Source organism: Syntrophales bacterium (genome assembly GCA_030655775.1).
Classification (GTDB): Bacteria; Desulfobacterota; Syntrophia; order Syntrophales; family JADFWA01; genus JAUSPI01.
The window spans coordinates 1-9945 of record JAUSPI010000252.1 but is presented as its reverse complement, the minus strand read 5'-3'; the positions used below and the strand labels follow the sequence as shown (position 1 = coordinate 9945).

Genomic DNA, 9945 nt, shown 5'->3' with positions numbered 1-9945 from the left:
TTAGAACATTCAGATGTGATATCAGATAGATCTCTGGATGATTAGGTCAGAATTAGATCAGAAATTAGGTCAGATTGCGCTTAAGCGTCACCTCCTTTCGGATGATAAGGGTCCTGATTCTTCAATTGAGGTGAGGATTGCGGCTTACAATCATGTCCCTTCAAGTTGAAAACCCTTTTCCCGAAATAATCTCAGACAGGCATCTACGACATCAGTATCGTAAAGGATCCCTCTATTCTCACTGATTTCTTTCAGCGTCGCCTCAATGCTCCAGGCCACACGATAGGGCCGATGGGAGGACATGGCTTCCACCACGTCGGCCACAGCCAGAATTCGAGCCTCCATAAGAATGTCATCCCCCTTCATATTCCTCGGATAACCCGAACCATCCATTCGTTCATGGTGCTGGAAAACAATTTCCGCAAGGGGCCAGGAGAATTCTATATCCTTCAAGATTTCGTATCCCGTACCAGGGTGTTCTTGAACCAGGAAAAACTCAAGCTCAGACAGCTTTGCAGGTTTAGACAATATTTCCGATGGGATGGATAGTTTCCCGATGTCATGGATGGACCCTGCCATCGCGATCCCCTCGATTGTATCCTGAGATAATCCCATCTCCGTGGCAATAGCCTGGGCAAGGTCCGCCGAACGGCTCTGGTGACCGGCGGTAGAAGGATCTCTTGCCTCCATAGTGGATATCATGACCTGAATGGTCGCTCTAAGCGCTTTCCGGAGACTCTCGAGGGTTTTCATCATGTCGTCTTCTGCGTTCTTGCTCTCGGTGATGTCTCTCGACAAACCATGAAAACCCGTCAAGGCTCCCTTACTGTCACGCACACCTCGGAGGTTCGTTTCAAGGGTTTTTATTGATCCGTCCTTGTGATAACAATTCAATAACAGGGTATGAGAACGGTCCGGATCAGCATCTCCTGCCTTTTCTCGCCCAAGTTCCTCAGCCAGTGCCTCAGAAATCAACTGCAAGGATTGGGGGTGCAGTTGCTCTTCGACTTGTTGATTTTTTCTTTCCTCGGGGGTAAATCCCAGGATTCTTTCGACGGAAGGACTGACGTACGTTGTCCGTAAATTCATATCGACCATAAATGCTACATCGACCATGTTTTCTGAGAGAAAACGGAACTTTGCTTCGCTCTCCCGTAGCGCCTCCTCTGTCTGCCTGGACTCTACGACTGACTGTTCCAATTCACGAATTCTCTGTTGTAAGGTGGATACATCTTCAATAGGCTCAAGATTATTTCTTAATGCGTGTTTCATCTAGAATCCTCTCTGTAATTGCAACTAGCGACACCCGACCAGTATGAGATAGGGCACGAATGCCGGAGGCTAGCGGAGATTCAATGGGATGTCAATTAAATAGTGACAGCGACCTTTTTTTGGCCTGATCTTCAACGTATACCCCTCGGCACCTGCATACAGTCAAAAGGGCCGGTTTCGAAAAACCAGCCCTTTTTTATTTGAAGTGGGGATTTGAGAAATCAGGCCCCCTAAAATTTCATACCGGGAAGATTGAGTGACGCGGTATTTCCTCCATCTACGGCAAGCGCCTGGCCGGTAATATAGCTCGCGTCATCGCTGGCAAGAAAAAGAATGGCCGCGGCTATCTCCTCCGGTTTTCCATACCGTTGCATTTCACAGCGGCTCCCCAGCTTTGCTTCCTTTCCTGCTTCCCTGGCGTAATCGAACACCGGTTTCGTCATTCCCGTTTCGGTGAGGCCGGGACACACGGCGTTGACACGAACATTGTATTTTCCGAAATCACAGGCCGAAGTCTGTGTAAGGCTGATGACCCCTGCCTTGGTGGCGCTGTAGGCATTGGTGCCGGCGCCGGCACGGATACCCGCGACCGAAGCCGTATTGACAATGGCACCGCTTCCCCGTTCCTTCATATGTTTAGCTATGTGCTTTGTTGCGTACATGGCCCCCAGTACATTGACGCCAAAGACCTGCTGCCAGTTGGAACCCTCCTGGTCCTCCGGGTTGATGGCATCGTGGTTTCCGGTGATTCCAGCATTATTGCAGAGGATGTGCACATCCGTGTAGGTGCGAAGAGCAAGATCGATCAGTCCCTTCATATCCTCTTCATTCGAGACATCGGTTTTTTTCATAACAGCTGTTCCGCCCGCGTCGGTGATGAGCTGCGTGACCTCTTTGAGAGCCGCCTCATTGAGGTCGGCCAATGCCAGCTTTGCTCCCTCGCGGGCAAACAGCAGGGCGGCTGCCTTTCCGATACCACTGGAAGCGCCGGTAATAATAGCGACCTTTCCGTTCAGACGTCCAAAACTTTCCATAGTTATCTCCTTATAGATTTGATCGTAGCGGTCGGCTATATACTTTTCATGAAAATGACGGTTCCGAGCCGACGGCCAGGAAAGAAATAGGGGAGTGTCCCTAATTAATACGGTTTTTTTCTTACACTTATGTAGCGTCTTTTTTATGCACTACCGGCGTTCCGGCAAGCCGGAAAAGAATAACAGCAAGAATCAAGGATATCAGCGAAATCATAAAAGAGATATTGTAACTTGCTGTGATATCGTAAATCTTTCCACTCAACCAGACGCCAAGCGCTCCGCCGACGCCACCCGCAATCGAGATCACTCCCAGTATTTTTCCAAAGTGCGGGCCCAGAAATAGATCGGCAGTACGGGCCGGAATAATAGGGGCGATCGATCCGTATCCGAGCCCAAAAAGAACGGCATATCCGTAGAGCAGATACGGGTAGTTCGGTTGAAGTAACATCAGACTGAGAACCCCCAGAAAGGCGCAACCGAGCCCGGCTCCAAATGCTGTTTCGCGGCCAATTCTATCCGAAAGCCATCCGAAGAGTATTTTCCCTACTGATCCCGCCATCCCCGCAAGTCCGAAGAAAAACGCCCCCTGGACGGCAGAAAATCCCTTGTCAACAACACTGGCAACCTGGTGTATCAGGATGCCCTGGACTGCCAGGGGAGTAAAAAAGAAGGAGGAAAAAAGGAACCAGAATTGTTTTGAGCGCAGGCATTCATGGATTGTCCATATTATGGGTCTACCGGTTCTCGAGGTCTCTGACTGCTTGGCCTCTCTCGTCAGATTATCCGCCATCTCACTGTCGCTTGCTCCATCGGGATTCTGACCGATTTCCTGGGGACTGCTTCGTTGAAAGAAGATGTTTAAAGGCAAGATCGTGATCAGAATAAAACCTGCCAGGACGCAGTATGCGGTTCTCCAGCCGAAGTTAGCAATGACGAGTTGGGTCCCCGGAACAAGGATTTGCATCCCGAGGCCGATACCCGCCATGGCGATGCCGATTGCCAGGCCACGCTTCTTATTAAACCATTTTGGCAGGATAATTCCGTGGGCAATAAAACCGATCGCACAAACACCCACAGGTGTGAGGACTCCGTACCATAGATAGAACTGCCACAGCGCGTCGATTCGGCTCGATGCGAAAAGGCCGAGCGCTACAATACATGCCCCCAGAGGGATCACAATGCGGGCTCCGAAACGATCGAGGAACGTGCCGATGACAATTGCCGAACCGGAATGAACAATCATGAAACATGAGAAGACACCAGCCGTTGCCGCCCGGCTCCAGCCGAACTCCTTGATTATGGCAATAAAAAAAACGGAAAATGAGTACCAGATTCCGAATATGATTCCGAGGTTAACGAAGGACAAGCCAACAATAAGCCATCCATAAAAAAAACGATGCTGCTTCATCAAAACTGTACGGTATCCTTTTAATTTTTGAATTTGGAGTTAAGGTGCCGAAGTGAACGATAGTGGCGCATACCATCGTTTAAATGGGGGCTCATGTCAAGGAATAAAAGGACGCGAAATGAGGGACACTCCCCTGTTTTCATGGGAAAGGCAGGACGGCCAGGAAAGAAACAGGGAAGTGTCCTTCATTATCTACTGGTGGTCTGGTTTATTTGGATAGGGAACAGGGATTCCCATCCGCGGCGGCATCGATCGGCACGGAGCTTCCTGTCATACCGGAAGCAGCCGCGGCGGTTGTTTCAATCTGTCTTTTCTGTCTAAGAGAATGTCTTTCGTAGTAAGTCAGCGCCAGAGTAATGGCATTGGCGGCGCTGGCGAAGGAAAAATACAGTGGATAGCCATCGTCAGCGTAATGCTTGATATATTCATAGATTTTGCTGGCTTCCGCGGGGAGGATACTGGTCAGTATCACGATAGCCACAGGCTTGATGCTGCGGTCATACGTGACGGGAAAAATAGGCCAATCTCGTGCTCTCGTGGATTGAGTGGGTACCACAAAGTTGACAATGAAATCGAACTGTCCCCAGCGCATGAGAATCTCCAGGGCGCGCTTTACGTTTGACGGCCCCATACTCTGTGAGTAATCAATGGGGTTATTGAAGAAGTTGCCTGCCGCCTGGCTGAACTCGCGCAGCTCCTTGATAACCTGTTGTGGCACTTGAGGCAATATCACCCCTCGCTTTTCAAATTCATCAGCAATGATAATACTTGAACCGCCGCCGCCGCCGAACAATAGCGCTCGTCTGCCATCAGGCGCAGGCAGAAACGCAAGTGTAACCAGCACGTCAGTCATTTCATCAAGGTTTTGAACCTGTATAACCCCTAACTGACGGCAGAGAGATTCCCAGATGGTGTGGCTCCCTGCCAGCGATGCCGTGTGTCCCATCACCGCTCGTGCTCCGGCGGGAGTGGCTCCCCCTTTAAGCAGCACCACCGGTTTTTTCTCCGCCGCATATTTCAGCGCCTGGTGGAATCGAACACCATCCTTTATACCCTCAAGATACATCGTGATAATTTCTGTTTTCGGATCATCAGCCAGATATTCCAGAAAGTCGCTTTCGTTCAGGTCGGACGCGTTACCGATGCTGATAACCTTGCTGAAGCGAACACCGCGCAGTGCGGCCTGACGGACCAGATAATTAGAGTTGCCGCCGCTCTGGCTGATAAAGCCCACAGGGCCGCTTTCCCGGGGGAACAGTTTGCTGAAGGACATTCGTCCTTCCGGACAGTATACCCCCAGGCAATTCGGGCCGATAAGTCTCACATTGTGCCTGCGAGCGGCGCGGAGTAATTCCGACTCCAGCCTTTTGCCTTCTTCTTCATCTATCTCGCTGAAGCCGGCCGTGCAAAAATGAATACATCGGACCCCCTTTGCCGCCGCGTCTTCAATCAGCTGTGGGGCGCTGCGTGCGGGCACCAGCCCCACAACAAAGTCCAGTGTATCGGGGATGTCCTGTATGCTCTGGTACACCCTGCAGCCTTCCACCGTGCCGCCCTTGGGGTTGACGAGATACAGCTTGCCCTGGGATGGAAAATCAAGGTGGAGGTAGCCTTCGAGAAAACCCCGGGTCCAGTGTTCGGGATTGGCGGTAGTAATGCCCACCAGGGCTACGGAACGGGGATGGAAGATCGCGTCAAGATTCTCATAGCTACGATTCATTGTCACCGGCTTTCTATCTCTAATGTATGGGTATGGCGATTGCGTCTGGCAGGATAGGTGCGAATTTCCTATCATGTTATGCACGGTCTTACAATGACAGATGTTAAAAAAGATATCGGGAAAATCGACGATTACCCCTTGAAAGTCTCCCCGTAATATTCCTTGACAGGGTATCATAATGGAGTTAGTGGTTTAGCGTATTCTATTTGATCGTGAACTCATCATGTGTGTTTTTGAACAGCCATAATCCCCGGAGGGGGGGATTATGGCCTGATCGTCATCCGGCCCTGTTTCTCAAAACGAGAGAGAGGGCTTTTGCTTTTTTAAGAGCAGAACTAATATGTGGGTGTCGGAGAAATTACCTCAAAAAAGGAGGTTGTAAGGATGCAAAAACCCCAAGAGAAAACATTTTATAGTAAATTAAGGGAAATATATGAAAAAGAAAGTAAGGCCGATCATTATGAAAGTGAGCAACCTATAATAGCAAAAATTTTGGACAAGATAGAGGCTGTGCTGAAAGATATCTATGAGCTTGTTGAACCAATAGGGGTAGGGGGATCAGGGGTAGTTTTTTGCATAAGGGATCTGAGGCTGAACACATATAGAGCGCTTAAAATACCCCGTCCTATTCATGAGAAATTAATTGATTCTGTTAAGAATGAAATTGAATATTTAACCAAGTTAAGACATGAAAACATTATTAGCATTCATACGCTTGGAGAAGTGTCTGTTGGTGATTCTAATTATCCATATTTTGTTATGAGCTATATAGAAAACGCCAGTGATTTGAAGAGTGCAATATCTCACCTTTTGAATAATGTCAAACATGGTAGTGAGCTTGGGAATATCACATATTGGGTTTTGGATAAATTTTATCAGATTGCTAATGCTTTAAATTTTCTTCATAATAATGAAGTAATTCACTTCGATATAAAACCAAGTAATATTTTAGTCGATAAAAATCATAAACCGATCCTGACTGATCTTGGGTTTGCAAAAAGAAAATCAGATGACGACAGTGAAATTGTCATCGGATTTACGAAGCTATATGCCCATCCTGATTTGAGGGAAGATTATTCAGACCTATCAAGCAAAAACAGGGTCAGGAAAAAATTAAGACCAAAAGATTTCAAGTATTCTTTTGATATTTATGCCTTTGGGAAATCACTATTGGAAATTTTATATTTAATAAATCAAAAATTTAGTGATGTGGTTCCATATGACTATACCTTCGGATACCTTCATTTGGCAGCTTGTCGAATGTTAGATGGAAAGAATGTATCTACTATAGAAACAAAACGAATAAATGAAAGACAAATCCATTCTGGTTTAGAACCAACTGTTTTTGATGAAATTTGGCAGGAGTTCAATGATATTAGGGATTATAACCAAATAAAATACACTTGTTCTGATGATATTATTAAAGATTTTAGTAAATTAATTACACGAGAACATTTCAATAAATTAATCCCAGAATTAAACATGTTTTATCCTAAAGTTGTTAAAAGTTCACAAGGAATTTGTGCTCCCTTTAGTGAAAGAGTTCGGGCAATAGTAGAGCACCCTGTTTTTGAGAGATTAAATGATACTCGCCAGTTAGCTTTCATCAATACTATATATCCAACGGCAACTCATACTCGATTGGAGCATTCTATCGGTGCTTTTCGTAACGCTATTTTATATGTTCAAGCATTATATAATGATACATACAATCCCCTATTCCGACAATTGATGGATGAAAAGGATATTAAGTCCATCTTATTAGGAAGCTTATTGCATGATATTGGACATTATGATGAACGTCAACTATTATTTCCCTCTAACGACAATTATTTTTCCCGTCAGTTCTTGTTAATATAGATTACAAATGTCATGTAAGTAAAAGACTCCAAATAAATTGCTCCCTGTATTCCAAACGCGTCATTGTTTACGTTGTCTGGCCTGTTCCATTCTATAACTTGGTACGTTCAGCTCAAGAATGACACTGTGATGAACCAGTCGATCAATCGCTGCCGCAGTTGTCATCGGATCCTTAAAAATACTTTCCCATTTCGAGAAAGGAAGGTTGCTGGTAAGCATCACGCTTCCACGTTCATAACGTTGCGCCAAAAGCGTAAAAAGCACCTCCATTTCCTCTCGATCCTGCTTAACATACCCAATGTCATCGAGGATCAGTGCGTCGTATTTTGCAAGTTTCTTAAGCTTCCTGTCAAGCTTCAGTTCCCTTTTGTCGCGAAGCAATTCCTCTACCAGAAAACTGCACCGAGAAAAATATACCCGGTAATCCTGCCGGATCAGTTCCTGTCCGAGAGCGCATAATAAATGTGTCTTCCCGCTGCCGGGATTGCCAAATGCCAATATGTTTTCCTTACGATTCAGGAATGAACCGTCCTGTAATACCTTGACCTGTCGTAATAACTTTTTCGGAAAACGTTTCAAGTCAAAAGATTCCAGATTCTTTTCCAGAGGTAACCGGGATTCTCTCAACCGGCACTCAATCCGTTTCTGTCCCCGTGCCTCACATTCCTGCTTCAGCAATTCCAAAAGGTATTCTACGTAACCGGATTCTTCCTTTTCTGCACTTTCTGCAATATCTTTATAAGATTCACGAACGGTAGACAGGCGCAACTCTCTCAAGTATTGTTCCACTTCTTGCTTTACTTTCTGTCCGCTCATAATGACACCGCCACAGCCTCAAACAGCCCGTCATATATCTGCAGGTCGACTTCAGTTATCAAGGGGTCTTTTATCACCTCTGGTTGTTGATCCTCTTGCACTATCTTTGTAACTTCCTCTGCGCTGATCGTCCTTTCCGAATCAATCAGCATCTTCAGCGCATTGTCCACGCCGGTTTCCGTTTCCCTTGCCGCCAGGTACAGTATCTTCAGGTATTTCTTATCGGCCTGAACAGGACTTTGTTCCTTGAGCATATCGTAAGCTATTCTGAATCGGCTTGTGGGAAACAGATCATTCCGATAACGATAGTTAGCAAAGGCACCCGGCTTCCGCACCAGCCAATCAATAATGTGCCGGTAATCTATGCGGTGCTTTTCCTCTCCACGAAGCCTGGGGAGCCGCTCCACCCGCTTCTGTGCGTACCAGACGTCCAAATGGTCTGCGTACACCCTGACCTCAACCTTTTCCCTGATTAACCGGCTATGCACTGAATAGACATTGTGCAGCACTCGAATCGTGCTGCTTGGCCCAACGCTTACAACCAGTCTTTTACAGTCCTCCAGCTTCCTCTCAGGTAAGACCCGCAATACTCTCATCTCTTCACGTAATCGTTCATAACGACCACTATTGAGCTGTCTGAACATATCCTCAAGAAACCGTTCATAGGCCCTACGATTCTCAAAATCCCGGCTGCCTCGTAACATCAAAGCCTGGTCTATGGCTCTTTTTAAACGGTGGTGCCGCTGTTCCACATCTCCGTTTTCGTTCCCCTTCCCAGCTTGAATCTTTTCACCTTCCAGCCTGTAATGTTTTAACAAGCCCTCATAACGCTGTGTAAATTCCTTGGGGTTACTTAAGTTGTTCAATGCCGCTGACAAACTATCCGTCCTGTGTTTCCTGGGAACACCGCCCAGTTTCCATAGAGCACGCTGCAAACCAGAACTCAGACTTTCGTAACTTTCTGAAAAACATATGCTCCCCGTCTCCCAATTCGAGTAGGTCAAAACAAAATGATACAACATATGATCAAATGGCTGACCTTGTATCGTAATCCCAAGTTGTCCCATTCGAGTAAAGTCCGATGCGCCAAGAACACCAGGATGATGCTCCTGTGGGAAAAATACCTCCTTGCCCGGTCCTTCAAGGGCACGCCACATTTTTAAACGCCGTTGTAATGTCCGCAACTGACCATCGGAAAATCGCCCCGGATATTTCCGCTGCAAGGCATCAAACAGGGTCTTCGCCTCCAGATTCGGAAAAAGCTCCAACTTCTCCAGAACTTCATCCCAAGCCTCCTCAAAGGGATCTTTACGCGTCCGCCACGTGTGTAGCTCTTTTACTTCACTCGGAAGCTTTCCTCCACGAATATACTTACGTGCCGTCTTCTCATCCATTCCCGTCTTTAATGCCGCTACCATCAATTTCTCTCCCGTCTCCATCAATTGCATCAACCTCCTGACTTGTCTGTCTGTGACCATCTCTTACCCTCCTTACAGAAGGAAGAAAGATAGCACAGCATTATCTTTGAAACGGGAATTTTAATTGTCGTTAACCGGGAATCCTAATTGTCGCTGATCACTGGCTGTTTAGCACCTTGTTTTGAGGCGGCTGCAAGTTACCGTAAATCAACCCGCCTGATACCTTTAACCTGTCAAAAAACAAAAACCCCATGCCAAAGCACAGGGTTCATAAATTCATGAATATATGTCCAGCGCTTTAGCACATTTATAAAGCGGAGCAAGTTACCTCTTAAATCACCGCTGTTAATTAAATATACAAATAACGTATATACCATATAGAAATAAAAATCAAGGATTATTTTTTTGTAAAAGGGG

The 9945-nt window shown here is 46.5% G+C and carries 8 protein-coding genes; 1 reads left to right on the top strand and 7 read right to left on the bottom strand.

Annotated features, from left to right (window positions below; translation table 11 throughout):
* Positions 1–150: 150 nt before the first annotated feature.
* The 4 genes from Q7J27_14155 to Q7J27_14140 form a co-directional block, all read right to left on the bottom strand.
* The gene (locus Q7J27_14155; protein ID MDO9530283.1) at positions 151–1272 is read right to left on the bottom strand and encodes an HD domain-containing phosphohydrolase; all 1122 of its coding nucleotides are present in this window, start codon (positions 1270–1272) and stop codon (positions 151–153) included.
* 230 nt (positions 1273–1502) lie between these two features.
* Positions 1503–2306 (bottom strand): SDR family NAD(P)-dependent oxidoreductase, encoded by an 804-nt coding sequence (locus Q7J27_14150; protein ID MDO9530282.1) that lies wholly within the window; start codon positions 2304–2306, stop codon positions 1503–1505.
* Between the two features lie 127 nt (positions 2307–2433).
* Positions 2434–3714: an MFS transporter gene (locus Q7J27_14145; GenBank protein ID MDO9530281.1), complete on the bottom strand. Its 1281-nt coding sequence runs from the start codon at positions 3712–3714 to the stop codon at positions 2434–2436.
* Between the two features lie 208 nt (positions 3715–3922).
* The gene (locus tag Q7J27_14140) at positions 3923–5611 is read right to left on the bottom strand and encodes a CoA-binding protein (GenBank protein MDO9530280.1); all 1689 of its coding nucleotides are present in this window, start codon (positions 5609–5611) and stop codon (positions 3923–3925) included.
* A gap of 207 nt (positions 5612–5818) precedes the next feature.
* On the opposite strand from Q7J27_14140, the gene Q7J27_14135 reads away from it, so the two are divergent.
* Entirely contained in the window at positions 5819–7294 is a 1476-nt protein-coding gene (locus tag Q7J27_14135; protein MDO9530279.1) for a protein kinase, read from the top strand.
* A gap of 60 nt (positions 7295–7354) precedes the next feature.
* On the opposite strand, the gene istB is transcribed toward Q7J27_14135, so the two are convergent.
* The 3 genes from istB to Q7J27_14120 form a co-directional block, all read right to left on the bottom strand.
* Positions 7355–8110, bottom strand: coding sequence for an IS21-like element helper ATPase IstB (gene istB, locus Q7J27_14130; GenBank protein ID MDO9530278.1), 756 nt, complete (start codon positions 8108–8110; stop codon positions 7355–7357).
* Entirely contained in the window at positions 8107–9549 is a 1443-nt protein-coding gene (gene istA, locus Q7J27_14125) for an IS21 family transposase (GenBank protein ID MDO9530277.1), read from the bottom strand. The genes istB and istA overlap by 4 nt, the downstream gene beginning before the upstream one ends.
* Before the next feature lie 212 nt (positions 9550–9761).
* On the bottom strand, positions 9762–9945 hold a 184-nt coding region (locus Q7J27_14120), incomplete at its 5' end, for a hypothetical protein (GenBank protein MDO9530276.1).

What these genes read in the sequence shown, in the direction of transcription:
- Q7J27_14155 (MDO9530283.1), bottom strand. Translation starts at nt 1,272, where the DNA reads ATGAAACACGCATTAAGAAATAATCTTGAGCCTATTGAAGATGTATCC.
- Q7J27_14150 (MDO9530282.1), bottom strand. Translation starts at nt 2,306, where the DNA reads ATGGAAAGTTTTGGACGTCTGAACGGAAAGGTCGCTATTATTACCGGC.
- Q7J27_14145 (MDO9530281.1), bottom strand. Translation starts at nt 3,714, where the DNA reads ATGAAGCAGCATCGTTTTTTTTATGGATGGCTTATTGTTGGCTTGTCC.
- Q7J27_14140 (MDO9530280.1), bottom strand. Translation starts at nt 5,611, where the DNA reads ATGATACCCTGTCAAGGAATATTACGGGGAGACTTTCAAGGGGTAATC.
- Q7J27_14135 (MDO9530279.1), top strand. Translation starts at nt 5,819, where the DNA reads ATGCAAAAACCCCAAGAGAAAACATTTTATAGTAAATTAAGGGAAATA.
- istB (MDO9530278.1), bottom strand. Translation starts at nt 8,110, where the DNA reads ATGAGCGGACAGAAAGTAAAGCAAGAAGTGGAACAATACTTGAGAGAG.
- istA (MDO9530277.1), bottom strand. Translation starts at nt 9,549, where the DNA reads ATGGAGACGGGAGAGAAATTGATGGTAGCGGCATTAAAGACGGGAATG.